The 22547-nt window shown below is 38.2% G+C and carries 37 protein-coding genes; 24 read left to right on the top strand and 13 right to left on the bottom strand.

All coding sequences use genetic code 11. The features are described 5' to 3' along the window. Positions 1–229 precede the first annotated feature (229 nt). The 3 genes from LVY74_RS02275 (at position 230) to LVY74_RS02265 (ending at position 3064) form a co-directional block, all read left to right on the top strand. Positions 230–877, top strand: coding sequence for a hypothetical protein (locus tag LVY74_RS02275; RefSeq protein ID WP_237813658.1), 648 nt, complete (start codon positions 230–232; stop codon positions 875–877). Positions 878–1043: 166 nt separating this feature from the next. After that, complete coding sequence (locus LVY74_RS02270; RefSeq protein WP_237813657.1) at positions 1044–1709, top strand: hypothetical protein; 666 nt, start codon at positions 1044–1046, stop codon at positions 1707–1709. A gap of 146 nt (positions 1710–1855) precedes the next feature. Next, positions 1856–3064, top strand: a complete 1209-nt coding sequence (locus tag LVY74_RS02265; RefSeq protein ID WP_237813656.1) for a hypothetical protein — start codon at positions 1856–1858, stop codon at positions 3062–3064. 171 nt (positions 3065–3235) lie between these two features. Here the strand turns inward: LVY74_RS02265 and LVY74_RS02260 are convergent, their stop codons facing one another. Beyond that, positions 3236–3514 carry an Arc family DNA-binding protein gene (locus LVY74_RS02260; protein WP_237813655.1) on the bottom strand — a complete coding sequence of 93 codons (279 nt, stop codon included), beginning with the start codon at positions 3512–3514 and terminating at the stop codon, positions 3236–3238. Positions 3515–3627: 113 nt separating this feature from the next. On the opposite strand from LVY74_RS02260, the gene LVY74_RS02255 reads away from it, so the two are divergent. The 6 genes from LVY74_RS02255 (at position 3628) to LVY74_RS02230 (ending at position 7482) form a co-directional block, all read left to right on the top strand. Then, positions 3628–3783: a hypothetical protein gene (locus tag LVY74_RS02255; protein WP_004901066.1), complete on the top strand. Its 156-nt coding sequence runs from the start codon at positions 3628–3630 to the stop codon at positions 3781–3783. Beyond that, positions 3780–4505, top strand: coding sequence for a phage antirepressor KilAC domain-containing protein (locus tag LVY74_RS02250; RefSeq protein WP_237813654.1), 726 nt, complete (start codon positions 3780–3782; stop codon positions 4503–4505). Before LVY74_RS02255 ends, LVY74_RS02250 begins: the two co-directional genes overlap by 4 nt. Before the next feature lie 77 nt (positions 4506–4582). Further along, positions 4583–4879 carry a hypothetical protein gene (locus LVY74_RS02245; RefSeq protein ID WP_237813653.1) on the top strand — a complete coding sequence of 99 codons (297 nt, stop codon included), beginning with the start codon at positions 4583–4585 and terminating at the stop codon, positions 4877–4879. Between the two features lie 96 nt (positions 4880–4975). Continuing rightward, positions 4976–5203 carry a hypothetical protein gene (locus LVY74_RS02240; protein WP_004752848.1) on the top strand — a complete coding sequence of 76 codons (228 nt, stop codon included), beginning with the start codon at positions 4976–4978 and terminating at the stop codon, positions 5201–5203. Beyond that, positions 5200–5649 carry a transcriptional regulator gene (locus LVY74_RS02235; RefSeq protein ID WP_045794233.1) on the top strand — a complete coding sequence of 150 codons (450 nt, stop codon included), beginning with the start codon at positions 5200–5202 and terminating at the stop codon, positions 5647–5649. The genes LVY74_RS02240 and LVY74_RS02235 overlap by 4 nt, the downstream gene beginning before the upstream one ends. 549 nt (positions 5650–6198) lie before the next feature. Further along, positions 6199–7482, top strand: a complete 1284-nt coding sequence (locus tag LVY74_RS02230; RefSeq protein WP_237813652.1) for a tyrosine-type recombinase/integrase — start codon at positions 6199–6201, stop codon at positions 7480–7482. Here LVY74_RS02230 and LVY74_RS02225 read toward each other — a convergent pair. The 10 genes from LVY74_RS02225 to LVY74_RS02180 all read right to left on the bottom strand — a co-directional run bounded on the left by LVY74_RS02225 (position 7479) and on the right by LVY74_RS02180 (position 12869). Beyond that, complete coding sequence (locus LVY74_RS02225; protein ID WP_237813651.1) at positions 7479–7718, bottom strand: hypothetical protein; 240 nt, start codon at positions 7716–7718, stop codon at positions 7479–7481. The genes LVY74_RS02230 and LVY74_RS02225 overlap by 4 nt on opposite strands. After that, on the bottom strand, positions 7715–7984 hold the full coding sequence (locus tag LVY74_RS02220; RefSeq protein WP_237813650.1) for a hypothetical protein: 270 nt from the start codon (positions 7982–7984) through the stop codon (positions 7715–7717). Before LVY74_RS02220 ends, LVY74_RS02225 begins: the two co-directional genes overlap by 4 nt. Then, a complete protein-coding gene (locus LVY74_RS02215) occupies positions 7981–8460 on the bottom strand; it encodes a hypothetical protein (RefSeq protein ID WP_237813649.1) in 480 nt (159 codons plus the stop codon). Before LVY74_RS02215 ends, LVY74_RS02220 begins: the two co-directional genes overlap by 4 nt. Then, the gene (locus LVY74_RS02210; RefSeq protein ID WP_237813648.1) at positions 8457–9050 is read right to left on the bottom strand and encodes an HNH endonuclease signature motif containing protein; all 594 of its coding nucleotides are present in this window, start codon (positions 9048–9050) and stop codon (positions 8457–8459) included. The genes LVY74_RS02215 and LVY74_RS02210 overlap by 4 nt, the downstream gene beginning before the upstream one ends. A gap of 1 nt (position 9051) precedes the next feature. Further along, on the bottom strand, positions 9052–9297 hold the full coding sequence (locus LVY74_RS02205) for a hypothetical protein (RefSeq protein ID WP_237813647.1): 246 nt from the start codon (positions 9295–9297) through the stop codon (positions 9052–9054). 230 nt (positions 9298–9527) lie between these two features. Next, a complete protein-coding gene (locus LVY74_RS02200; protein WP_237813646.1) occupies positions 9528–10634 on the bottom strand; it encodes an ATP-binding protein in 1107 nt (368 codons plus the stop codon). A 12-nt stretch (positions 10635–10646) separates the two neighbouring features. Continuing rightward, positions 10647–11198 (bottom strand): hypothetical protein, encoded by a 552-nt coding sequence (locus LVY74_RS02195; protein WP_237813645.1) that lies wholly within the window; start codon positions 11196–11198, stop codon positions 10647–10649. Beyond that, entirely contained in the window at positions 11195–11521 is a 327-nt protein-coding gene (locus tag LVY74_RS02190; RefSeq protein ID WP_237813644.1) for a hypothetical protein, read from the bottom strand. Before LVY74_RS02190 ends, LVY74_RS02195 begins: the two co-directional genes overlap by 4 nt. 330 nt (positions 11522–11851) lie before the next feature. Next, a complete protein-coding gene (locus tag LVY74_RS02185) occupies positions 11852–12091 on the bottom strand; it encodes a hypothetical protein (protein ID WP_237813643.1) in 240 nt (79 codons plus the stop codon). A gap of 82 nt (positions 12092–12173) precedes the next feature. After that, positions 12174–12869: a LexA family protein gene (locus LVY74_RS02180; protein ID WP_237813642.1), complete on the bottom strand. Its 696-nt coding sequence runs from the start codon at positions 12867–12869 to the stop codon at positions 12174–12176. Positions 12870–12983: 114 nt separating this feature from the next. On the opposite strand from LVY74_RS02180, the gene LVY74_RS02175 reads away from it, so the two are divergent. From LVY74_RS02175 to LVY74_RS02115, 13 genes are all read left to right on the top strand, one after another. Beyond that, positions 12984–13229, top strand: coding sequence for a hypothetical protein (locus LVY74_RS02175; RefSeq protein WP_237813641.1), 246 nt, complete (start codon positions 12984–12986; stop codon positions 13227–13229). 7 nt (positions 13230–13236) lie between these two features. Beyond that, entirely contained in the window at positions 13237–13512 is a 276-nt protein-coding gene (locus LVY74_RS02170; protein ID WP_237813640.1) for a hypothetical protein, read from the top strand. A 41-nt stretch (positions 13513–13553) separates the two neighbouring features. Then, the gene (locus tag LVY74_RS02165; protein ID WP_237813639.1) at positions 13554–13823 is read left to right on the top strand and encodes a hypothetical protein; all 270 of its coding nucleotides are present in this window, start codon (positions 13554–13556) and stop codon (positions 13821–13823) included. After that, positions 13820–14665 carry a YdaU family protein gene (locus LVY74_RS02160; RefSeq protein WP_442862763.1) on the top strand — a complete coding sequence of 282 codons (846 nt, stop codon included), beginning with the start codon at positions 13820–13822 and terminating at the stop codon, positions 14663–14665. The genes LVY74_RS02165 and LVY74_RS02160 overlap by 4 nt, the downstream gene beginning before the upstream one ends. Then, entirely contained in the window at positions 14662–15402 is a 741-nt protein-coding gene (locus LVY74_RS02155; protein ID WP_237813638.1) for an ATP-binding protein, read from the top strand. The genes LVY74_RS02160 and LVY74_RS02155 overlap by 4 nt, the downstream gene beginning before the upstream one ends. Then, positions 15399–15908 carry a hypothetical protein gene (locus tag LVY74_RS02150; protein ID WP_237813637.1) on the top strand — a complete coding sequence of 170 codons (510 nt, stop codon included), beginning with the start codon at positions 15399–15401 and terminating at the stop codon, positions 15906–15908. The genes LVY74_RS02155 and LVY74_RS02150 overlap by 4 nt, the downstream gene beginning before the upstream one ends. After that, entirely contained in the window at positions 15905–16396 is a 492-nt protein-coding gene (locus LVY74_RS02145; RefSeq protein WP_237813636.1) for a hypothetical protein, read from the top strand. The genes LVY74_RS02150 and LVY74_RS02145 overlap by 4 nt, the downstream gene beginning before the upstream one ends. Further along, entirely contained in the window at positions 16393–17229 is an 837-nt protein-coding gene (locus LVY74_RS02140) for a DNA adenine methylase (RefSeq protein WP_237813635.1), read from the top strand. The genes LVY74_RS02145 and LVY74_RS02140 overlap by 4 nt, the downstream gene beginning before the upstream one ends. Before the next feature lie 97 nt (positions 17230–17326). Further along, the gene (locus LVY74_RS02135; RefSeq protein ID WP_237813634.1) at positions 17327–17605 is read left to right on the top strand and encodes a hypothetical protein; all 279 of its coding nucleotides are present in this window, start codon (positions 17327–17329) and stop codon (positions 17603–17605) included. Beyond that, positions 17583–17975: a DUF559 domain-containing protein gene (locus LVY74_RS02130; RefSeq protein WP_237813633.1), complete on the top strand. Its 393-nt coding sequence runs from the start codon at positions 17583–17585 to the stop codon at positions 17973–17975. Before LVY74_RS02135 ends, LVY74_RS02130 begins: the two co-directional genes overlap by 23 nt. A gap of 10 nt (positions 17976–17985) precedes the next feature. Then, positions 17986–18528 carry a hypothetical protein gene (locus LVY74_RS02125; protein WP_237813632.1) on the top strand — a complete coding sequence of 181 codons (543 nt, stop codon included), beginning with the start codon at positions 17986–17988 and terminating at the stop codon, positions 18526–18528. 847 nt (positions 18529–19375) lie between these two features. Beyond that, positions 19376–19957 carry a Panacea domain-containing protein gene (locus LVY74_RS02120; protein WP_237813631.1) on the top strand — a complete coding sequence of 194 codons (582 nt, stop codon included), beginning with the start codon at positions 19376–19378 and terminating at the stop codon, positions 19955–19957. Positions 19958–19966: 9 nt separating this feature from the next. After that, positions 19967–20365, top strand: coding sequence for a hypothetical protein (locus LVY74_RS02115; protein WP_237813630.1), 399 nt, complete (start codon positions 19967–19969; stop codon positions 20363–20365). An 85-nt stretch (positions 20366–20450) separates the two neighbouring features. Here the strand turns inward: LVY74_RS02115 and LVY74_RS02110 are convergent, their stop codons facing one another. After that, positions 20451–20864, bottom strand: coding sequence for a type II toxin-antitoxin system HicB family antitoxin (locus LVY74_RS02110; RefSeq protein ID WP_237813629.1), 414 nt, complete (start codon positions 20862–20864; stop codon positions 20451–20453). Between the two features lie 45 nt (positions 20865–20909). After that, positions 20910–21083: a type II toxin-antitoxin system HicA family toxin gene (locus LVY74_RS02105; protein ID WP_237813628.1), complete on the bottom strand. Its 174-nt coding sequence runs from the start codon at positions 21081–21083 to the stop codon at positions 20910–20912. 284 nt (positions 21084–21367) lie between these two features. On the opposite strand from LVY74_RS02105, the gene LVY74_RS02100 reads away from it, so the two are divergent. Further along, positions 21368–21631 (top strand): hypothetical protein, encoded by a 264-nt coding sequence (locus LVY74_RS02100; protein ID WP_237813627.1) that lies wholly within the window; start codon positions 21368–21370, stop codon positions 21629–21631. Positions 21632–21957: 326 nt separating this feature from the next. Further along, positions 21958–22524, top strand: coding sequence for a DUF2441 domain-containing protein (locus tag LVY74_RS02095; protein ID WP_237813626.1), 567 nt, complete (start codon positions 21958–21960; stop codon positions 22522–22524). The last annotated feature ends 23 nt before the right edge of the window (positions 22525–22547 follow it).

Genomic DNA, 22547 nt, shown 5'->3' with positions numbered 1-22547 from the left:
ATTTTATATACTTATTTTTAATAGGAAACTATTTTTTAACGTACGCTGTAGTTTTTTCGTTTTATAGCCATGTGAACTTTTCACATGGCTTTTTTTATGCTTAAAGTGCTTGGTCAACCATCGTTTAGAGTAAAGCCCTCTAGCCAAGACCATTTTATTTACATATCTGCCTTATTATGGAAAAATACCAAAAGATAAAATATAAAAACTTTTGATTTTAGAGGGATACATGGCATTTAAATCAAAAAAGAACAAAAATAATAACTCTGGAGCAACAGCCATTATTGGTCTTGTTGTTACAGTAGTTTTAGCCTATTACATATCAGAGTTCATTAAAGGTCAGCATCAAGGATCGACCACTTTAGCGGAGAACATGTCAAAGCAAGCCAATACCGATGCACAAAATGAGTTAATTCGGCTTAAAAATCTTGCTGAACAGAAGCAATTAAAAGAAAAACAAGATGCTATTCCTTTTAGAAAGAAAGTGATCTCTTTTATGAGTCATCAGAATTCTAGGGTTGGAAAAATTACATTTGAAGCTGAAAATTATGATGTGGTTTTTACAGTTAAAGATAAAGCGACCAACAAAATTGCTGCGGTGATTCAGTTGCCACAAGACAGGACAGCCGAGCTGAAAGTTCCTTTAGGTACTTATTCAGTGAATTATGCGCTTCCGAATGGTGGCACGTGGCAGGGTTTAGAGAACCTTTGGGGGACTTTCACTAGCTATCATAATTCAAATCAAGATTTTTTGATTTCGAGAGAAAATACTTTGAATGGATATGTTACTCATAACCGTGGTATTAAATGTTGTCATCAAACTGTTGTAGCCAGCAATAGACATATTAGCAAATCCGAATTTTTTGGTGGATCATAAAGGTTTGGTGGATATAAATCAAAGAGCATCTGATGATGCTTTTTCTTCCTCATATCATGTTGTAAAAAGGACATTTGGTTGACAAACTCCATTTTTAGTCCTAAAAGTTGGTTGGCAAACTTAAGAATCAGTCCTAAATCGGCTTTAAACTTATAAAGATAGAAATATGCTAGAAATTTTGTTAAAAATTATTGGTGCAATTACAGCTCTATTCTTACCAATAATACTTGCTTATTTAAATAATAAATTAGCACATTTAAAGAATGGTCGGGAAAGCCGAGCTGAGCTTTTAAAGCTAGCTGAAGATCTTGATTTTGATAGTAAAGATTTAAATAAAAAAACGATTTTGTATAAAGATAGGTTGGCAAAGTCACTATTCAATAATGATTATTTGACTTATGAAGAAGCTAGATTTTTTTCTCAATATGAAAATGCGGATTTTTGGGTTAAAGAATATGCAGAAATTAGAGGTCTACTGAAAAGAGAAAGAGATACATTAGGAGCAATTACAGGAATCACTCCTAAATATACAAAGAAAAGAGTTTGGCTATGTGTTGTAGGATATTTCATCTTTGCATTTATTGGAATAATACCCTTTGTAATGATGAATAAATATATTAGCTGGATAGTCAGCTATTATGAAAGAGGCATGCTTGTAAGTATATTTCTTTTGGTTATGTGGCCTATAATTTTTTTATCAATAGGTTACCTTTTTTTGAGATATTCTGAACGCTGTGCAACATGCAGTATATTTTTACATGATTTTAAGAAAGATGCTTTTAAATCTCCAATACTAATTGAGCCTCCTGAAAATCCTCAAGTTACAGAATAGTATATATCTATAGTTTTTTTTCTCTAATAATTTTAATTTTTTGATGTACTTTTAATACAATACCTTACCCATAAATTCTACCCCACAAGTGGGGCAAGTTGGGGTATAGTTTAAAGATAAAATTCTAGGGAAATGGAACTGGGCGTATGGGGTTGTTAGATGAAAAAGCAAAGCTGATTAATGAAACATATATCGGGGTGTGGAAGTTAATTGAATTATTATCCAATACAAATAGTTATACTGAGATTGGGTCATATTTAGGACACATAAATGCTCAGACATCTGCTTTGAAACTCTATCATTTAAATTCATTCTATCAAATAACAGAAGTTAATCCTTTGTACGGCATGTATGTTGTAATTAAAGATATAATTGAAAAATTAATTTATGATATAAATGATCCAACTAAAGAAAAAGAAAAAATTATTGAAGATATTCAGCTTAAAGCTGAAAAATATTATTGGAAAAAAGCTGATTTAGCTAAATTTAAAGAACTTAAAGACATACTCTTTCCTACTCAAAAAGTAGAGGTGCTGAGCATAGAGCAGTCAGCATTTAGCCCTTTTTTATCAGAGGTATTAAAAGAGAATAAAGAAAAATATTCTTCATTTATTTATCTCATAGAAGATTTTTGCCATACTTTTGATATATTAATTTATGAACTATCTTCTTTTTTACTCTTGAATAAGTTTGAGAGTCAAGCTATTGCATATATTAAGATAAGTAAAGTAGATTGCATTCCTTTAGATATTTTGAATTCAACAAAAGCTATATATAGTATTTTAAATATTTTGACAGATAGTAAATATAATAGTACAAGGTTTGAAAATAGTTACGATGATGAGCTTATGTATGAGTTCGGTCATATACATATTGAAATAAACAGCCTTTATAGTTTTCAACCTTTAAAAGATTTAAAAGTTAATATTTGCTCTGGATATGAGGTATTTGGTTCGGCTAAGTATGGTGATTTAAATATTAAAGATTTAAATCAGGCATTAAAAAATTATAGAGACTCTCAGCCTAAAGCTTTTAGTGATGAGTGGTATGACATGCATCCAAAACTGAAAGAACTTAGAGATGTTACGCAACAAGAAACACTAGACACATTCTCTAACCCTAATCTTTTAGACCAACATCCTGCCCTTGATATTAATCACCCTAACCATGCACCAGAGTTAAAGTTAGCATTTGAGGTGTGGGAAGAAATCTATATAAATGGTAAATATGTCGAATCGCACAGTAAATCAGTAGAACAACTTTTGTCTGAAAGGGGTTACGAAGTAAGATCTGTTAAAACATTAGAATTAACTAATCTTGCTAAGAGAATTATTGCTATTACAAATAAAAAATAAATATTTATAAAACATATAGTTAATTATATGTCACATACATGTGACACATAAGAGAATTTAAGTAGTATTTCATGTGTCACAAATTAATTCAGGTGTGGCACTTGTATGACACATTATATTTTTTGCTTTACTAACCTCATCACCCACGATGAGGCTTTTTATGAATCTAATCTATTTTTTAAGCTCTTGTTTTTTTCTCATATTAATTAAATCAACTAGAAAATTAGAAGTGGAATTAACTTCCATTCCTGGAATCAGTTTTTCTAAAACATTGATGAAAATATCAAGTTGATCATTTTGGCTTAATTGTCGAGAAAAACTCTCTTCAAGCCTAGAAACCATCTCAGCACTTTGTGAACGGTTATTTTCTTCGGCAGCTTTTTCAATTTTCTCTTTTAATTCAGGAGGAACGCGTAATCGAACAATAGTGTGATCGGCTTGGTTACTCATAAATGACCTCTAAAGCCACAAAATGTGGCAAATATTTTAGTTTACGTATTTACATTACCACAAAGTGTGGCTATATTAATTAAAAGCCACAAAGTGTGGCATTTGGAGAAGGTATGAAACCTAAAGAATTTGTATATGTAAAAGTTCGCTTGGAACTTGATTCACATAAGCAACTGAAAGCTAAAGGTGAGCGTGAAGAACGTTCAATGAACTTTTTAATTAACAAGGCAGTCAAATTATTGATCGCTCAAGAAGGAGTTAAAGTATGAATGCAATTGTTCCATTACAAACTCAAACCATGACAAGTTTAGAAATTGCTGAACTTGTAGAAAAACGCCATGACAATGTTAAGCGTACTATTGAAAGCCTTGTAAATACTGGTGTAATTGTCCAACCTCAAATTGAGGATAAACAATCTAAAGATACTATGGGGCGTATCCGTACAACTCAAGTTTGTAAATTTTCAGGCGAACAAGGCAAACGAGACAGCATCATCGTAGTCGCTCAACTTTGCCCAGAGTTTACCGCTCGTTTGGTAGATCGTTGGCAAGAATTAGAAGCCCAAGTTTCAAAACCTGTTGACCCCATGCAGGCACTCTCTGACCCAAATATTTTACGTGGGTTACTACTTGGTTACTCTGAAAAAATGGTTGAACTGGAGCAGAAAGTTGAAGTCATGCAACCAACCATTGATGCTTTTGATCGAATTGCGACTGCGGATGGTAGTTTATGTTTAACGGATGCAGCCAAAGCCTTACAAATACGTCCTAAAGATTTTATTTCTTTCCTATCTCAAAAGCAGTGGATCTACAAGCGAACAGGTTCAGCTCACTACGTCGGTTATCAAGACAAAGTACAGTCAGGCTTTTTAGAACATAAAGTGACAGAAGTAACGCGTGGTGATGGTTCAAACAAAATCACAGAGCAGGTGAGGGTCACTCCAAAAGGCTTAACTAGACTTTCCAAACTATTAGGTAACAACCATGTTTAATTTAGGCAATAAAAAAGCCCTCATGAATCTTGGCGGAATCAAGGGCTTTCAGTTGTCAATATTCAGGAATATCAACTATGAACAGTATGGTACAACCGAAAGAACAAGTCAAATCCTACGATGCCAGTGATGTATCCGAAGGCTACGCCTTGGCATATGAGCAAGTAGCAGATCTATCCGTCATGATTGATGCAATCCGTAATAATCATGAAAAAACGGCTGAGTATGTAAAGAAGGTCTACAATGTACCAGATACAGTCTTTAGCGATATGAAAAGACTCTTTGCAATTGTAGAAGGTCTTATTTCGGATAATCTGGAATTTTCAAAATCACAAGAAGATGCTTACCAAAATGAATATGATTTAAATTCATAAAATAAAAGCTAAACTGGTTTAATGCGCCTGCATATATACAGTTGTTGACAAATGTCAACAACTGTATATAATTTAACAATAGTAAAAGGATTAAAGATGAAAAAACATCCTAATAAGCATATTCGAGAAGCCATCGAATACGCGATAGATAACGGTTGGGATGTTGTAGATACAGGCAAATCAGGGCATGCATTCTGTCGCTTAAAATGCGTGCTCGGGCATGCCGAACATCAAATGAGTGTCTGGAGCACACCAAAAGACCCAGAAACTCATGCAAAACAGATCCTTCGTAAAGTTAAACAATGCAACGGAGATGAACTATGAATACATATCACTTCACCGTAGTGGTACGTGATGCACGTTCAGACCTAGCAGATCTCGAAGACCAGTTTTTTGAAGCAGGCTGTGACGATGCATTGCTCTGTAGCTATAACGACACCATCTACCTAGAGTTTGATCGTGAAGCACCGAGCGCAGCGCAAGCGATTACATCGGCTTTAGACAATATTCGCTCACTTGGCTTTTCAGATTTGATTGTAGAGGAACAAGGCTTTTCTACACTCTCTGAAATGGCAGAACGGGCAGGCATGAGCCGACAGGCGCTTTCGCTGTATGCTCAAAACAAACGGGGTGATGGAAACTTTCCAAGACCGATGTATGGACTGGCATCGAAGTCGGCTATGTACTCTTGGCCAGAGGTCGCAACTTGGTTATTTAAACAAGGCAAATTAGATAAAACACATTATGAAGTGGCGAGCACTGTAATTTAATTTCGTGCCATTTCAGATGTAAAAAGAGACTCTTTCGGGAGTCTTTTTTATTGCTTTTTTATCACGGTTTAAGTTAGTTTTATCAAGCCAATTTCGATGAAACTGCTAGGTAAATAGAATGACTGAAGATTGGGAGTTGTGAGTCAAATTAAAAATGTAGATGAATTTTTTAAAACACCAATTATGCACCAAAGATGAATAATGTATTGATATTGAATTAAAAACATAACATGCCAAATGTAGGTGACACAATTACTGTAAATATTACAACTGAAGCTCAAGCAGCTAAAATGAAAAATCACTTACGATTAGTACACGTAAGTGATTTTTTTTATTTGGTGGGCCCACCGTGACTTGAACACGGGACCAACGGATTATGAGTCCCACCTAAATCGTATTTACTAGCATTCACGTATGTTGATTAAATTTATTAATATTATTAAATTTCAGTATCTTATTTTTGGTTGGTGTTTATTAGCGTTGACGAATATTGAATTAATTTGCTTACATAGTGCTTACACCACACCCATGTAACCACATCTGAGAAAAATGAAACTCAAATTCACAACTAATAAAGTTCAAAAACTAAAAAAGCCAGAAGAATGTAAAAATCAAATTTTCTATTGGGATATCGATACACCTGGTTTATCTGTTCGAGTGACTCAAAATGAAAATAGATCATACATCTTTCAAAATCGTGTTTCTGGTAAAAGTTTACGCATAACAATTGGTGATGTAAATATTTGGTCATTAGATGATGCTCGTAAAGAAGCACGACGATTACAACAGTTATGTGATCAAGGCATCGATCCACGACGAAACAAAGCTGAAGAAGATCAGAAGAATGATGAATTCACACAGAAAAAAGAAAATTCAAAAATTACCTTTGGGCAAGTATTTCTAGAATATATAGAAGCAAATAAAAATCTCTGGTCTGAACGCCACTTGCATGACCATTACACGATTTCTCATCGAGGCGGAGAACCTAAGAAACGTGGGCATGGTTTAACAATACCAGGAGTATTAACTCCATTGCTAGATATTCCACTTGTTCAGATTGACTCTGATACATTGATAAATTGGCAAAATAATGAATCAAAGACAAGACCGGGAAGGGCTGCACTTGCATTTAGACTTGCTCGAACCTGTATTAATTGGTGCCAAGAACACGAAAAATATTCTGAATTAATTAATGCAAAGGTCCATCAAGCTAAGCGTGTGCGTAGATCTGTGCCAGTGCTTAAGCCGGTTAAGAACTCAGTTCAACGTAATCAACTCAAAGATTGGTTTCTTGCTGTAAATGACATCAACAATATTATGCATCGAACATTTTTACAGATCAGTATTTTGACAGGCCCACGTTCTGAGTCTATGCGTGTACTTACATATTCACAGCTAGACTTCAAGTGGAAAACAATTAGCATCTGGGACAAAGTAGAACAAGAGGATCGAATAATTCCGATGACACCATACGTTGAGCAGTTGTTATCTAGGTTACCAAAACACCCTCAATCTGATTTTGTTTTTTGGAGTGAGCAATCAGCATCGGGACATATAACTGATATTCGTAAAAATTATTATCGTGCGCTAGAAGAAAAAGGGCTTCCTAAATTTACGATTCATGATTTACGACGATCATTCAGTAACTTGGCTGAATGGTTGGATATTCCAACAGGTGTTGTGGCGCAGATCATGGGCCATAAACCGAGTGCTACTGCTGAAAAACATTACAAAGATCGACCAGTGGATCTGCTACGGATACATCATACTAAAATTGAAAACTGGATTTTGGAACAAGCTGGCATGTTAGAAGTGAATGAAAAAGGGACCTAAGCCCCAATTAAATTCCGAATATCTGTCAGCCGCCATTTTGCGCCATTTTTTGTCATCACTGGCTTTAAATCCCCGCATCCACGACTTGCCCAAACACGTAGAGTATTTGGTTTGTAACCTAAGATTGTTGCTGCATCGATTGTATTGACTAAGCTTGCACCTGATTCAATTAATTGCTGCAGTTTTTCTTCTGGTCTGAGTTCTACTGGTTGAATTTTTAATCTAGTTTGGCTCATTCTTCTTCTCCCTGTGCTGCTTCGATCATGGCTTTGTAATTTACAATTAAATTATTAATGTGCTCTTTGCTCTCATATCCAGCGGATATCATTTTTCCAGTCGGCTCTTTCGGCACCAAAACAAAACCTTCAAGCTGCTCCAAAATCACATCAACAATCTTTTCACCATCAAGGCGGAATGGATCGGTATTGATACCAGAAGCTTCAAGTTGCTCACAAACAGCATTTTCAATTGCAACTACAATTTTTTTGTCATTTAGATTCATTTCTCACCGCCTTTCAAAAGTGGAAGCAAATTTTCTTCATACCAAACCGCAAAGCGCTCATTATCTTCAGTAAAAACTTGATCTTGCTTGGCAATATTTTCACGATGCTCCTGAATAGATTCAGGGTATGGCAAATAATGCTTATCAAAATAATCCTGAGCTTTTTCATACATCTGCCAAGTTGGATCATCTGCTTGTTCTAGCAAATTTAATAACCAGTCACGCGACTCATTGGCATTCTTCTCAATCAATGCACATGCAGCCACAACAACAGCGTTGTTATGCATGGCAATCATTTGACAGTGTTTTAATTCACTCAAATCAAGCATGAACATGAAGCACTCGGATAGATCAGAGCTAAGTGTTGCTTCGACACCATCTTTGGCAGCTTTACGCAAAAGCTCTTTTTGACGATCAAACCATTGCCAGCGTTGCTCTGGCTTCATTTTTTCTAAACTTTCAGGGAACTTGATCATGCCTTACCTCTCAATTCATGAGTTTTGTTTTTGATGCGAGCTAACAAAATGCATGTCTCATTGCTCTCAGGTGTAGCTATGCTTGAGTAAAGTTGATTCAATCGCACAAGTTCAGATCGTGTAATCAGTTCCAGGTTCTCAATGCGACAATCAGCTTTATCCATGTTTTTAAATACAATCACATGGGTTTGAGGGATTGGGCCATGATGCTGTTCCCAGACATGACGATGTTTTTGCTTAAAAGTATTTGGCTCAGCAACTTTTACTTCAATGTAGCCATCCCTTGTGAGTCGCTCGTAACCAACTGGCTTTTTATTGTGAGGTTCATGCCCTGGCTTAAAGCCATTAAAGTTGTATTTACCGCTCAACTCCAAGCCTTTATTCCAACTTGGTTGACCCTTTTCAAACCGACCAGTGCGCCCAGTTAGTGCCCCGATCCGCTCACACTTAGAGCCAAGTACACGACGTGAGATACTGGTGCCAAAAGTTTCATTAAAGAGTTTGGTCATTTCTCCACGGAACATGTGAGTATGGTTGTGAAGAAAATCTTCCATTTCTTTTGTATATTTGATTCGTGTTCCTTTTGGCATATCACACCTCAATACTTGCATCGCCAACTTCAATCAAAGGCGCTTTTTGACTTGGATTTAAGCCACGATATTCAGCAACCAACTTCACTGCATTTAGCTGAACAGTGTGAGCTTTAATAATTTGCTCACTTACGCCTTGAATTGATTCAGAGCGCTGAAGCTCAGTTTCTAAATCTTCTTTTGATGCATTAGAAAGACGGTCTAATTGATCAAATAGATGCTTGTTTAAATCTTTTAATGTGCTCATGCAAAACTCTCCAAAAATTGATTAACCCCCATCGGCGCAGAGGGGTGGCTGCTTCCTCGACCTTTTGCCTAGTGGTTTTTCTGTTCCTAGTTACTCTTTCATGCCAATTGCGCCAACAACTGGCAGAATGACCAAGGAGTGGTCTTTCACTATTTCCCCACCACATGAGGGGCTACAGGCTGATCCACCGCGCTTACAGCCAAGCGAGACTTCCTGTCGGTGGGTGGTGGTTATGCTCTTAAACCTCTTTTCGCCATCTGACCAATATCTTGTTTTGCACGCTCAAGTTGGCTTTGAAGAATTGCCACAAGTGAATCAATGCCAAAATTCTCACAAACAGTTTTGACATCTAAGCCACGCTCAGTAATGAAGGCTTGTAGATCATCACGTTGTTCAGCGGTAATTGGCTGATCATCATTGGAAGACTGGTGGTTTTGCTGATTAAGGCGGGCATCATTTTCTCGAGCTGTGCGCTCTTTGTTTTGAATCATGCTAATCAGTTTTTGTTTTGTTTCTTCAAACACTTGTTGCTTAATATCCATCAAGCTATTCATCTTGCGTTTGGCGCAAAAGCTATCAATGGGGACGCCTGCTTGATGCATTAGTTCTTCAATTTCAAGAAATTGATTGCCATCAATAGTTACGTCAGCAGATCCAGAAAGTAACCATTGGCGTAATTGAAGACCTGTCTCATTTGTGATGATCAATGGTTCTGCAAAGATACGAGTACGATCTTTTGTTGCAGTCGCAATATGGTCAGCATCCAAATCAAGCACAGTTGTGAATTCATACTCAATGCCTTCACGTTGCTCAGACTTCATGCCGACTTTTTTAACTTTCTTTTTACCATTACCCAAGTCTTCTTGAATGGTATCCATTTTTGAACGCAGGGTAACAATGATATGAATGCTTGAATGTAGAATTGCATCAATAAATATGCGGTGTTTTGGGGTTACTTCGCTCCATGCAGCCCAAGTATTTCCTTTAAATTTTGGTGCTAGCTTGTCAACCATTTCCAAGCAACCACCAACACCTGACCACTCGTGAGTAATGCTGTCCAAAATTAAAGTGTCAAAACCTGCTTTTTCAGCCGCTTTAATCACCGCAACAAATTTATCTGGAGTGTAGGGTGGTGTGATGTTTACAGACTCAAAGTTATATTGGTCTGCATATAGTGATGCGCTATCATTTTCCGTGTCGCCCACAGCAATACGACCACCAATACCAGTTGCTAATCGCAAGGCACATTCTGTTTTACCCGCACCAGTAGGGCCTGATAAAGCCAAGCGCAATTTTGCATTTTTACGTTCGGCTTTTTTAAAGAATATTGTTGTCATGACCATTTCCCCTTATCGAACCGAAAGACCGCGTTGTTTGCGCTTGTAATCCTTGTAACCCTGCGACTGAAAATGCCCAGTTTGCTCAAGCTTTTGGTTGTAAGCTGCATTTTGCTTAGCAGTGCGAGCCTTGTAGATTGCTTCAATCACTTTTTCAGAGATGCTGTACAAGTACAGTTTCCCGTTAGACTCTTTATAGAATTCAAAGTCTTTCAGCTTAGTGTTTGCATTTGCACCTGGTGAACGCACCAATACATAAACACTCGGATGATCAAAACCAACCCGATAGCGCTCATTGTTGCTGCCATCTGGTTCAAGGCATTCACAGAAGAATGAAGCAGCACGTAATTTGCGGTCACGTTCATCTGCATGAGCAAGACCACCAGCGAAGCGGAATTTCAGAAAGCCTGAATAAAAGTCACGAATACCAATGTTTGATTTCTCATCAATAAGAGACCAATCATTCGTACCAACTTCAGCGAATTCCATTTTGATGTGTTTAGCCAGAGCTTCATGTACTTGCTCAGGACTAAGGAGTTGCGGGATATACGCTTGAGTGTTCATTGACGATCTCCTTTAGCTGCTGCATATAGAGAATCGTTGGCATGTTCACGCTCGATCTGAATGATCTGAGCTTTAGCTTCAAAGACAGCTTGAGAGTCCTGGTCAGCGCAAGAACGCAACATTGCTGTAGAGAGCACGGCAGCAACAATAATGATGCTTGAATAAAGCAAACCGCCTGCACTGTTTTGAGGTTCAGTAGCAGCTTCAGGTTGAATTTCGAATTCAGGCATTGGGTTGATTTGAGCAATAGCACGTAGACGCTTTTCGTCTTGATTACGAATAAGCTTCTCAACGAGTTGCTTTTGTGATTCGATATGAGACATAATGACCTCGCAAGTTATTTGTAAAGCCCTGATCCCGTCGAAAGTGTCAGGGCTTTTTGTTTGTCTTGGTGATTATTAATTTAGTATTTACTAAATATTATGTCAATAGTATTTACTAAATAAAGTTAGTAATTATTTTTAGTGATTGCTAATATAGGCAAAAGAAAACCCGACACTGGGTCGGGTTGGAAGGGGTCTTTTATATGATTGGGATTACTAAAAAAGGGAAATTACTAACCATCAAAGATAATTCATCAATTACAGGTCATCAATTAATTGGTGTAATTATTACTGATCCAGATCAACTTAATGAAAGTTGTCTCAATATTTCTAATCATTTTTACAGCAAAGATTCTCAACAACTTGAGAGGTTGCTCCTAGATGCTTTACATATAAATCCGAATCACCACCATTTGTCGAATGAGCAACCTTAACCACTTCATACATTATGCTTTGACCATCGACATCAATATCTATCCACTCACCAATGCGAGGATGAACCATAAATTCTCTTGCGTATAGTGATTTAGGTTTATGTCCAGAAATATCAATTACAGATAATTCAATCATAATTTCTCCACCCGATCTGTTCTAGGACTGTGTCGGGTTCACAGTTTTCTTAATATAAAAAGGCAGCTTAAGCTGCCTGTTGTTATCTTAAATTCTGAATATGTTTTACGACCACACCAATAATACTGATTCTATGTTGTACAGAATCAAGTGCCCCAAAGTCAGGATTTAGCGGTACTAGCTGAAATTGCTCACGACCTTCTTCATCGTACCCAGTGACGCGGTACTTCTTGAAAGTCACCTCATAGTCGCCATTTTGGGCAATAACAAAGTTACCTGGTTGTGGTGCGAGGTTTGGATCAATTACAAGTTCATCATTTGGCATAAAACGTGGTGACATACTCAAGCCATCCACAGTCACACCAAATACATCTTTAGGAACAATACCTTCATAGTCAGTGTATGTATGCCCAATAGGGTGAATGCCATCATAGACAACACCACGCCACAAACCCGCCTGAACGAAGTCAAGTACAGGTATTTTTCTTAACGGTTTCCCAGTAAAGCTAACATTACTTTCTTCTATGCGAGGAGTAGCGCTTGCTTCTGAAATTGAAATTTCTTTATCTAGAAATCCTGCTTCCCAGCCAATTTTCTTTTCTAAATTGCGTGCAGCGCGTTCGCCAAAGCTCCCATGCCCTTTGACAAGTTGGGATATGTGACTAGGGTTTAAATCGTAATGCTCGCAAAATGCAGCATCTGAATTAAAACGTCCTGAATTAACAACAGCATCAATGGCTGCGCGCAAATTTTTGCGTCTTAAAGAAATTATATCCATAACAATATTTCATCTAGTTTTTAGTAAAAAGTAAATTCGTATTTTCTAAAGAATCGTTGACATGTTTAGTAATTAAAATTAGTATTTACTAAATAATTCATCGGGAGATTTAGAATGTCTTCTCTAAATACTGAAAAGTTAAAAGCCTACTTGTCGAATATGACAGTCGAAGAAAGGCATGCGTTTGCAAAAAAATGCGAAACAAGCCTTGGGAACCTTAATCAAATTATCTACGTAAGCAAAAAATGCGGTGCTGATTTGGCGATTCGAATTGATAAAGCCAGTAAAGGAAAAGTGCCATGTGATGATTTATGTCATGCAGATTTTGATTACGTACGTAATCAAGCAAAAACAGCATAGGTAATTTATGAGTCTTGAAAAGAAATCTACACATGTTCGTTTATCTCCCGAGAACCATGAACGGGCAAAAGTTCTCTCAAATATCAAAGGTAAAGACCTTGCTCAGTACCTTGCATATCTTCTTGAAAAAGAAATTGCAGGTGAGTGGCATGTACTTAATTTACAAGCAAAATCTTTCGAGCGCTTGGGAGTATCGGCTTTGTTGCGGGAATTGAGTACCGAGGTTGAATTCTGTGAGGGATTTGAAGGGATTCATGGGAATTTAGACAAAGAAAAAGCCTGATGTACTAGATCAGGCTTAGTGTTCAAAAACAGGATAATCATATGAACAAATCCAATTTACCACAACACCCATGCCAAGGCAAATGCACAGAGTTCAAAGAATCTCATTGCAACCATTGCTTAATTTTAGAACCTGCATGTGATTACTGCGGTTCAGATCAACTGGTGTCACGTACAGCAACAGGCTTTGTCTGCCTAGATTGCTCCGAAGAACCAAACATCATTGATGGGTTTATCCAGTCAGGCGGTTTTGATGCTGCTTTTCAATCAGTTTTCGGTGGTAACGCCGTGTGCACGAATGGTGATGAATGATGCATTACTACAAACGAAATATTGGTGACTATCACAAAAAGGCAGGGCGATTGTCCATGCTTGAGCACGGAGCGTACACGCTTCTGCTTGATTCGTGCTATGACCGTGAGCGATTCCCTACACTTGATGAAGCTTTGGAGTGGGCATGGGCACGTACAGAGGAAGAAGAGGCAGCAGTTAAGTTTGTTTTGCGTAGATTCTTCACTGAAATTGATGGTTTGTATGTGCAAAGCCATATCCAAGAAGAGCTTGAAGCATACAAAGCTAAAGCAGAAACCAATGCACGAATCGCTAAGGAGCGTGAGGAAAAACGCAAAGTTAAGAAACAATCCGTTCACGATGAAGCACCAAGCGTGAACGAAACGTGTAACTCTGGTGACGAAGTGCCACCACAACAACACGAATCGCCACCTAACCATAAACCATTAACCAATAACCATAAACCAATAACCATAAACCATAGTGTAAAAGCACACACACAAGGCGAGGGCGAACAAGCTCAGGCCGAAGAGCAAACTTGGACACCTGATCAAAACATGTTGCTCAATGTGATTCGTGAAAGCGTGGGTGTTCAAGCGCAATCAGTTCTCGATATGCCTGATTACAAATTCCATTTGGGTAATTTCAATGCTCACTGGGAAAACAAATCCATGTTGACTGAAAACCAGCGCACCCGAAAGTTCGCAGGGTGGTTGATCTCTGAGTTCAAAAAACCGCAACACGTCAAGCAAAACAAAAACAGCCAAATACAAGCTGATCGCAATGTGAACGAGAAGTGGAAACATGAGCCACAGGCAACAGGTGATCTTCAATTGGTTGAATTACCAGAGGGGTTTGTATGAACGCTATGGTCTTAAATACACAATTTCCAGTGGTTGAAAGAATTTGCAACCTGCACTTGGTTAACTTGGTTTCCACACCTGGTGGTGAAGTTTGTCCTGAGTGTGCAAAACGTACTGTGTCTGATAACAACCGAGAGCACTACAAGCATGTGAACGCAATGATGCGTGAAAAACACTTTGCAGGTTCGATGCTTCCAAAGCTGCACGAAAACTCGGGTTTTAAAAACTACCACACGAACTTGCCAGCACAGGTTCAGGTCAGAAACCAAGTGGTTGAATTTGCAAAATCAATGACACGCCGTGAAGTTTCTAATTTGATTATGGTTGGCTCAACAGGCACAGGTAAAACACACCTATCTTGTGCGACAGCAAGAACAATCATGGCAAAGGGCCTGTATGCCCGTTACATCACCAGTGAATACTTGGCTGATGAAATTGTTGAAGCCCGTAAACGTGATGATTCTGAGCGGAATGTGATTCAACGTTACACCGAGTACGATTTGCTGATTCTTGATGAATATGGTTTGCATGACCGTGAATCATGGCGATTGGAGAAAGTGCATCGAGTGTTGTACTCACGCTATGACGCAAACAAATCAACCATGATCGTATCGAACATGACTTTGCAAGAGTTGCGAAATGATCTTGGGGATCGGTTGTGGTCTCGATTGAATCATAAGGGCCTAGCTGTTGTTACCTGCAACTGGGCGGATGCTCGGATGGGTGGTGTCGCATGATCTACATTTCAGAACAAATCAAAGAAGCACTTCAAATCTTAGCCGAGAGCAAGCGCCGTCCACCGTATGAGCTTTGTGCAGTAAAAGCGGTGCTTAACGCTTATCGCAATGACGAACATCACAGTTTGAAAGCTGAGCTTGATCTGATTCTTGAGCAGAAGTTCTCGAACGTGAAGCCAATGAAAGACGTTTTCCGTGAAAAGGTGGATGTTGAGCTAGCAACGGATGAGCAATATCAGGAGTTTTTGGCTGTGGTCAGCTCATTCACTGGGTCAATCAAAATGCTTGCATGTTTGGCTGATTTTGACCCATCCACGTTGTCTATGTTGAAACGTAGCGGATCAATCAAGAAAGCGTATTTCGACAAGCTACAGCCACACTTTGCAGCCGTTCTTGCGGAGCAGGGTAGGCATTCACAACCTAAATACAACAACGGTCAGAAGATCGTGAGTCGAGTTGTGAGCGCTTCGGTGGCTGAGGCAAAGGCTAAGGGGGCTTCGGTATGAGAGCAATTCAAGAATATTCGGATGCGAGTTATTGCAAAACTTATCCAAAACCACGCACAGATTTTAAATTTGCTGGGCTTTGTGATTTTGAAAATGAAGCATTCAAAATTTGGTTGGGCTTGATTGGTGAAGATGAACTTGAAGTTGCAGCGGATCAGGCGCTTGAACTGCAATTCGTTGAAGCATTCAAAGAGCAAAAACGTAAGAAAAGCATCTCAATACCTGCTAATGCCTCATCACATATCTACATGTGGTTTCTTCAAGCTGAAGCTGACAAAGCATTGGCGGGTTTGGCAAATGACTGTGAATTTTGGCAACTGGTTCAACATGTCCCGACTCAGAAAGAGTTTGAGAAAGCATTCTCTATGCATGAGTTGCTAGAGCTTGAATATGCGCCACCAATGCAACCGATAGCGAAAGCAAAACAACCTAATGCTAAAGCTGTGCGTGATGAGTGGACGTTGGATTTGTTCGGAGGTGTGGCATGAACAAGCCATTGATTCGCTACCACGGTGGTAAGTTTCGCCTTGCTGATTGGGTGATTAGTCATTTCCCTAACCATACTTGCTACACAGAGGTGTTTGGCGGTGCTGCAGGTGTATTGCTTCAAAAGCCAAGAGCGTACGCCGAGGTTTACAACGATCTCGATGGTGACGTTGTTAATTTATTCAAAGTTCTACGCAACAAAGAAAAGTGTGGCCAGTTAATTGAGCAACTCGTTCTAACGCCGTATGCAAGAGAAGAATTTGATTTGGCTTGGGAACAGACGGACAACGATATTGAGCGTGCAAGAAGCATCATTATCCGTGCACAGATGGGTTTCGGTTCGGCAGGAGCTACCAAAGGGCGTACAGGCTTTCGTATTGACACTAAACGCCAGTACGGAACAGCTCAATCATTGTTTGCCTCGTATCCTGATCATTTGGCTTTTGTCTGTGAGCGTTTGTCAGGTGTGCTTATTGAAAATCGTCCAGCTATTCAGGTTTTACAAGATCATGATGCAGACACCACTTTGCACTATGTAGATCCGCCGTATGTTCACGAAACTCGATACGGTGGTGCAAAGACTGGCAGCTATTACAAACATGAAATGGCAGATGATGATCATGTCCAGTTGCTTGAGAAATTACTCGAGCTAGAAGGAATGGTGATTTTATCGGGTTACCCAAATGACTTGTATGACGAAAAATTGAAAGATTGGCATCGAGTCGAAACTACTTCACGTATTTCTGCAGGTCGTGGTACAGGGTTACGCACAGAATGCCTTTGGATTAATCCACAAGCTCAGAAGAAAACCGACCTATTCGGAGGTGCGGTATGAACCCAAACGACTTTCTAATTTGCATGCTTATTTTAATCGCCTTCTGCCTTGTGGCAGGGGCATCGAGTTATGGCGTTAATCATGCGTTGGGGTTTTTATGAGTATTAAAAAAGTTTGGGAAATTATAAAAAACTTCAATTGTGCTGAACTGGCAATTGTTCAAGAGCCTGCTATGGCGGTGTGGCAGGAGCAGCAAAAGCGGATCAAGGGGATTGAAACTCGAATCAATCTACTGATTCAAAAGTGGGAAAAAGATGCTGAGTATGCCGATCAAATAGCAAGTGAGGATTGTGTTCAAAATACTTTGAATGACTGCATTGAAGAGTTAAGACAGGTAATTAAAGGCGATATGAATGAGCAGCATATCAATCGCTGAATACAGAAATTTAACAAAGAAGCCAGCAAAGAAACGCCGTGCCAAGTCGCACGGCACACAACGAGTTCAAAGTGAGGGCGAGGCAACACTGGCACTTCACTTGAGAACTGAAAAGATTGAGTTCATCCAGGAGTATCAATTTCATTCTGAACGTAAGTGGAAAGCAGATTTCCACATCACAGGTACAAAGCTGTTGATCGAGGTGGAAGGTGGGATTTGGTCAGGGGGTAGGCATACACGGGGCAAAGGCTACTTAGGAGACATGGAAAAGTACAACACAGCAGCAAAGTTGGGTTTTACGGTTTTGAGATATAGCACAGAGCAAGTTAAGTCAGGGCTTGCGGTTAAAGAAATTAGGCAATTAGTTTGAGGTGATTGGGATGAATGCAGTGGCGGACAAATTAACTAATATTGAGTGGTTAGGACAGCAAATGAGAGCTAAAACAGCAAATTATGAGGTTAGTGAAAAAGACACAAACCTAGAGCCAGTTACTTGGCAAGATCGTTGTGGGGCGATTGCTTCAATCGAAGATCCAGCGACTCAAGCATATTGCTCAATTTTGGTTTGGGGTGATTATCGAGATAATACAGAATCATTCAACATTTTAGTAAACCATGTTGCTGGAATTTTGTATGAGGCTGCATCAAAAGAGACTCAGCGCAAGCACTTTAACTTAAAGGCTTTTTGTCATAAGGTCGCTCGAATGGGTGTTGCTCTTTCATTGCGCCCAGACATAAAAGAAGATCGGAAGCTACAAGGCATCCTGAAGTTTTTCGGTATCACTGAGATCAAGGCAGATACTTACAGTAAGAACTATGCTTACTTAGAAACCATGGTTGATATTATTCTCAAAGACATGATTGATGAGATTGATTTTTATGTTTATGAATACCGAAAAAACATGAGAAAAGTAATCAATTGACAAGCTATACGGACGTAAGCTATATTTTCTCTATACTGGTCGTATTAGGGTTCAAACCGAGACCAACTGCAAAGCTCACATTATGGTGGGCTTTTTTATTGCCTGAAATTCCATAAACCCAACTAAGTGGTGGCTTTATGAATAAGTAAACCGAAAAGGTAATCAACCTGTGATGTTATGCAAATTTGCCTAACTGGAACACACAGGCGTAAGACCCCACGAAAGCGGGTACAACCCATGCAGTTCATCGCGCATGGATGGGATATGCAGGAAACAATCAGAATTGGGAGTGATGCCCCCACCATGAATGCACGCCGAAAACCGAAAATAAAATACTGTGCCCATCCAGTGGTTTTTTAAGTAGGTGAGTAGCTGTAGCCCACAGTACAGGTAAAGCTGTGGGAGCTATTTTTAAGGGTATGGCAGATTGCCAAATCTTTTTTATGCGCCATTAGCTCAGTTGGTTAGAGCCGTTTTTAGGGTCGTAGGTTCAAGTCCTACATGGCGAGCCAGTTTTGAGGATAGGGATATGCTTAACTTTTTAAAACGATTGTTTTGGATTGATAGTAATGATAATGGGATAGTAGTAATTGTTATTAAATTATAGTAAAACTAAATAGTATTGCTGTGATGCTAGTACTATTTATTGACAGAAAAAACTTTAGTTAATATTATAGTATTGTTGTGGTAGCAGTACAACGTAAGCAGACAAGCTTATAAACTCTGCAAAAAATTGTTGGCTTACTATAATACCCCTAATAGTCTATCAATTTTAATCATCAAAGTTACTATCTGTTGTGTGATACTCAATTGAAATTTAAGTCTTATTTATATGGAATTGCCTGTTATGGATAATCTTTTTTTATTTGATGAAAAAAAGTTGACCCAAGCAACAGCTTTTTTTCTGTATAAGGCACATGGGCATCTACCTGTTCTAAAGTTAATGAAACTTCTTTATCTTGCAGAGCGCGAGTCTTTTAGAAAATTTCACAGACCATTAATAGGTGATAGTTTAGTTTCTATGAAGCATGGTCCAGTTCTGTCTATAACATACAATGTAATGAATGGTGCTGTACGTCATCAAGACTTTTGGAATGAGTGGATTTCAGATCGTTCAAACAATGAAGTTGCATTGAGAGATAAAAGTCTAGTACGTGATGAAGATGATTTATTGGAATTAAGTGACAATGATATATCTTTATTAGCTGGGGTTTGGGATGAGTTCGGTCATCTCAATCGTTGGGAATTAGTTGACTGGACTCATGCACATTGTCAAGAATGGGATGACCCAGGTGCTAGTAGTTTCCCAATACAATATGATACCTTATTTATGGCGCTAGGTTTTAATGATGAACTCAAGAAACATATTTTAGATGATATGGAGACAGAGATTCGCATTAATCGAGCAAATCAAAACATGTCTTGTTAGGATAATTTAATGGCTTGGGAAGGAAAAGTTGGTGATGCTTTTTTTCGACCAGATGGACTGAAAGACCATTTAAATGTGGTTCTATTTGATCCTAATCACTTTCCAGATTTAGGTTTTGGTAATCACCTATGTATTGTCAAAGTTAATATTACAACTATATATGAAGGAAAATACTTCGATCCTACCTGTATAGTTCGTAAAGGCGAGCATCCATTTATTGATCATGATAGTTTTGTGTACTATCAAAAGTTAGAAATTGAGCACTTTAGTCATATCCATACATGTGTGAATAATGGTATTTGGAGACCTGCTGATCCAATTAGTGGTGAATTATTACTAAGAATGCAGAATGGTGTTAAAAATTCAGGAGACACCCCTAAGAAGTATAAAAAATATATTATTAAATAAAGCCTCCTTGTGGAGGTTTTTTATTCTCCTTAGCTGAACAGATTACGGCATACAAAAACCCGCCATGATTAGGCGGGTTTCTTTTTTAAACTATTGAAAATTGCGGCTGTTTGCCCAAGGCTTTTAGTGCATCGGCAATGGTATCAATTTTGGTTGCATGGTTTAAATCAACGATGCGAGTGACTTCCTGTTTTGGCTTTTTGAGCAGTCTAGCAAGTTCAGATTGAGTGATTTTCTTTTCAAGCATTAAGTTGAGAAGTAGGACTTTTGCCCAGACACTGATAGGTAGGCTTACAAGTTCCTCACCTTGCTCTAATGCACTAGGTTGTGGAACTGGACGATTATCATCGAAATAAAAGTCCATTGCTGTGAGTAACGCATCTGCTGCCATTTCTCGTGCTTCTTCGATTGAATAGCCTTGTGTTAACGCTTCAGGAATATCCCGAAAACTTACAACATAGCATCCATCTTGTAGATCAAATTTTGCTGGATATAGCATAGTTTCTCCTGATGTGAAAATCGTGGTTCGGTTAGAAACCGAGAGCTAACTCTCGATTCCTAATTGTTTTTTTATTCCCTTGACTAGTCGATCATCAATCTCTGTGTGTCTTGGGATGGTGGTTTGTTTATTGTTTAGGAAGACTTTTGTATGTTTTCCACCTTCTTTAAACTCCGCACCTAGTTGTTCCAAAAACCGAACTAGATCACGTCTTTTCACATTTACCTCGTTTTGTTTAACATAAAGCTATAGTAAACAAATTTGCTTACCAAGTCAACAAAAAAGTTTACTTTTATTATGTGAATTGTTTGATTTAGATAATGACTCGCTGAGCGTTCAGCACTCCGAACCCCGCTAAATATATTGGCGGGGTTTTTCTTTTCTTTAAGTGTACTATAGTTTATAAGTATATGATTTAATTGTAAAAATAAAAAATAATGCTTGGTCTTTGATTATATATTGATGTAAGTTGTGTATAAATAGTAATCAAAGGTGATTGGTGTATGAAGGTGTTATGTATTGGTGGTGAATTTGATGGATTAATGGTTGATTCCACTGGTCTGGAAGTAAGACTGGTAAACCCAGATAATCCAATAAGTGTGTATTCACTACCTGCTAGTGAATTTGTAGAAGTTGATGATTTTAATCCAACATATTTTTTGAAAACGGTTGGATTTAATAACGATAGCAAAAAGCAATTTTATGTATTCAATGGCGATCAAAATTTACTAGATGAATACTTAAAAAATCATAACATTTGGTCTTAACTATATAAATAAACTAACTAATCCAGCCATTGTGCTGGGTTTTTTATTTGAGGTGTTTATGGACATCATCGAAGCAAAACAAAATCTCAAAAAGCTGCACGAAGATAAAGAAAAAATACTCAGTTTGAATCATCTTAATTCAACACAGGCTTTTCGATTTGAGTGTGCCAAACGCATTCGGCAGATTGACGGGAATATTGAGACTATTCGGCAGAATATTAAGCGGTATGGGCGATAGCAAACGATGCAATAGTTAAAAGAAAGTTCCTGAAAATTAGATGTTTGAGCTTATAATCTATTATCTTAATAAATAACGAGTGCATAGAATGACTGTGTTTTTTACAGTAGATAGAGAAAGTAGTTTGAATTCAGGAAAAAGGTTAGAGTTAATTACTGATCTATCAAAAACGATGAAAATTACAATGTCAGGGATGATTTCTGAGGATCAGCTAGTTGAATCTTTTCGTAGAAACTATCCAAATGGCATATCTTTACATGGGCAGTCATATTTATTTGGATATCCAGCCTTTGTTGCTAAAAGTGGGAGTAAGCAACTTGTGCATATATCTCCAATGATAGAAGCAATTTTTGAGCAAGTTAGGAGAGCTGATTTTCCAACATTACCATCTAGATTTACTTCAATGTTTGCTTGGCAGAGTAAAAACGATGCTCATACTTTCAAAAATAATTACCGAAGTCCAAATGCAAATATATTTGAAGTGGAAAGTGAAGAATATTTTTTAGGTGATATGTCTTTGTTGACTATTGGTGGGCAAGTAATGAATACATTTGAGCTAGCGTATAAGTATTGGAATGGTGATAGAAGTGATAAGCCTTCCATTGAAGTGTTGTTGCCATTGCCTGTTAGTATTGGAAAATTGGTAACACAATAAGCCTCCTTCGGGAGGTTTTTTAT

The organism is Acinetobacter sp. ME22 (assembly GCF_022012315.1).
Lineage (GTDB): Bacteria > Pseudomonadota > Gammaproteobacteria > Pseudomonadales > Moraxellaceae > Acinetobacter > Acinetobacter brisouii_A.
Note: the sequence above shows the minus strand (reverse complement) of the source record. Positions and strands in the feature narration are given on the sequence as shown.

Coding starts and splice junctions, on each gene's coding strand:
- LVY74_RS02240 (WP_004752848.1), top strand. CDS start 4,976: ATGAAAAAACATCCTAATAAGCATATTCGAGAAGCCATCGAATACGCG.
- LVY74_RS02140 (WP_237813635.1), top strand. CDS start 16,393: ATGAACAAGCCATTGATTCGCTACCACGGTGGTAAGTTTCGCCTTGCT.
- LVY74_RS02225 (WP_237813651.1), bottom strand. CDS start 7,718: ATGAGCCAAACTAGATTAAAAATTCAACCAGTAGAACTCAGACCAGAA.
- LVY74_RS02275 (WP_237813658.1), top strand. CDS start 230: ATGGCATTTAAATCAAAAAAGAACAAAAATAATAACTCTGGAGCAACA.
- LVY74_RS02270 (WP_237813657.1), top strand. CDS start 1,044: ATGCTAGAAATTTTGTTAAAAATTATTGGTGCAATTACAGCTCTATTC.
- LVY74_RS02245 (WP_237813653.1), top strand. CDS start 4,583: ATGAACAGTATGGTACAACCGAAAGAACAAGTCAAATCCTACGATGCC.
- LVY74_RS02265 (WP_237813656.1), top strand. CDS start 1,856: ATGGGGTTGTTAGATGAAAAAGCAAAGCTGATTAATGAAACATATATC.
- LVY74_RS02115 (WP_237813630.1), top strand. CDS start 19,967: ATGGCTTGGGAAGGAAAAGTTGGTGATGCTTTTTTTCGACCAGATGGA.
- LVY74_RS02185 (WP_237813643.1), bottom strand. CDS start 12,091: ATGATTGAATTATCTGTAATTGATATTTCTGGACATAAACCTAAATCA.
- LVY74_RS02230 (WP_237813652.1), top strand. CDS start 6,199: ATGAAACTCAAATTCACAACTAATAAAGTTCAAAAACTAAAAAAGCCA.
- LVY74_RS02220 (WP_237813650.1), bottom strand. CDS start 7,984: ATGAATCTAAATGACAAAAAAATTGTAGTTGCAATTGAAAATGCTGTT.
- LVY74_RS02100 (WP_237813627.1), top strand. CDS start 21,368: ATGAAGGTGTTATGTATTGGTGGTGAATTTGATGGATTAATGGTTGAT.
- LVY74_RS02150 (WP_237813637.1), top strand. CDS start 15,399: ATGATCTACATTTCAGAACAAATCAAAGAAGCACTTCAAATCTTAGCC.
- LVY74_RS02180 (WP_237813642.1), bottom strand. CDS start 12,869: ATGGATATAATTTCTTTAAGACGCAAAAATTTGCGCGCAGCCATTGAT.
- LVY74_RS02145 (WP_237813636.1), top strand. CDS start 15,905: ATGAGAGCAATTCAAGAATATTCGGATGCGAGTTATTGCAAAACTTAT.
- LVY74_RS02255 (WP_004901066.1), top strand. CDS start 3,628: ATGAAACCTAAAGAATTTGTATATGTAAAAGTTCGCTTGGAACTTGAT.
- LVY74_RS02170 (WP_237813640.1), top strand. CDS start 13,237: ATGAGTCTTGAAAAGAAATCTACACATGTTCGTTTATCTCCCGAGAAC.
- LVY74_RS02160 (WP_442862763.1), top strand. CDS start 13,820: ATGATGCATTACTACAAACGAAATATTGGTGACTATCACAAAAAGGCA.
- LVY74_RS02155 (WP_237813638.1), top strand. CDS start 14,662: ATGAACGCTATGGTCTTAAATACACAATTTCCAGTGGTTGAAAGAATT.
- LVY74_RS02190 (WP_237813644.1), bottom strand. CDS start 11,521: ATGTCTCATATCGAATCACAAAAGCAACTCGTTGAGAAGCTTATTCGT.
- LVY74_RS02200 (WP_237813646.1), bottom strand. CDS start 10,634: ATGACAACAATATTCTTTAAAAAAGCCGAACGTAAAAATGCAAAATTG.
- LVY74_RS02215 (WP_237813649.1), bottom strand. CDS start 8,460: ATGATCAAGTTCCCTGAAAGTTTAGAAAAAATGAAGCCAGAGCAACGC.
- LVY74_RS02095 (WP_237813626.1), top strand. CDS start 21,958: ATGACTGTGTTTTTTACAGTAGATAGAGAAAGTAGTTTGAATTCAGGA.
- LVY74_RS02130 (WP_237813633.1), top strand. CDS start 17,583: ATGAGCAGCATATCAATCGCTGAATACAGAAATTTAACAAAGAAGCCA.
- LVY74_RS02210 (WP_237813648.1), bottom strand. CDS start 9,050: ATGCCAAAAGGAACACGAATCAAATATACAAAAGAAATGGAAGATTTT.
- LVY74_RS02125 (WP_237813632.1), top strand. CDS start 17,986: ATGAATGCAGTGGCGGACAAATTAACTAATATTGAGTGGTTAGGACAG.
- LVY74_RS02165 (WP_237813639.1), top strand. CDS start 13,554: ATGAACAAATCCAATTTACCACAACACCCATGCCAAGGCAAATGCACA.
- LVY74_RS02235 (WP_045794233.1), top strand. CDS start 5,200: ATGAATACATATCACTTCACCGTAGTGGTACGTGATGCACGTTCAGAC.
- LVY74_RS02260 (WP_237813655.1), bottom strand. CDS start 3,514: ATGAGTAACCAAGCCGATCACACTATTGTTCGATTACGCGTTCCTCCT.
- LVY74_RS02120 (WP_237813631.1), top strand. CDS start 19,376: ATGGATAATCTTTTTTTATTTGATGAAAAAAAGTTGACCCAAGCAACA.
- LVY74_RS02110 (WP_237813629.1), bottom strand. CDS start 20,864: ATGCTATATCCAGCAAAATTTGATCTACAAGATGGATGCTATGTTGTA.
- LVY74_RS02250 (WP_237813654.1), top strand. CDS start 3,780: ATGAATGCAATTGTTCCATTACAAACTCAAACCATGACAAGTTTAGAA.
- LVY74_RS02195 (WP_237813645.1), bottom strand. CDS start 11,198: ATGAACACTCAAGCGTATATCCCGCAACTCCTTAGTCCTGAGCAAGTA.
- LVY74_RS02135 (WP_237813634.1), top strand. CDS start 17,327: ATGAGTATTAAAAAAGTTTGGGAAATTATAAAAAACTTCAATTGTGCT.
- LVY74_RS02175 (WP_237813641.1), top strand. CDS start 12,984: ATGTCTTCTCTAAATACTGAAAAGTTAAAAGCCTACTTGTCGAATATG.
- LVY74_RS02205 (WP_237813647.1), bottom strand. CDS start 9,297: ATGAGCACATTAAAAGATTTAAACAAGCATCTATTTGATCAATTAGAC.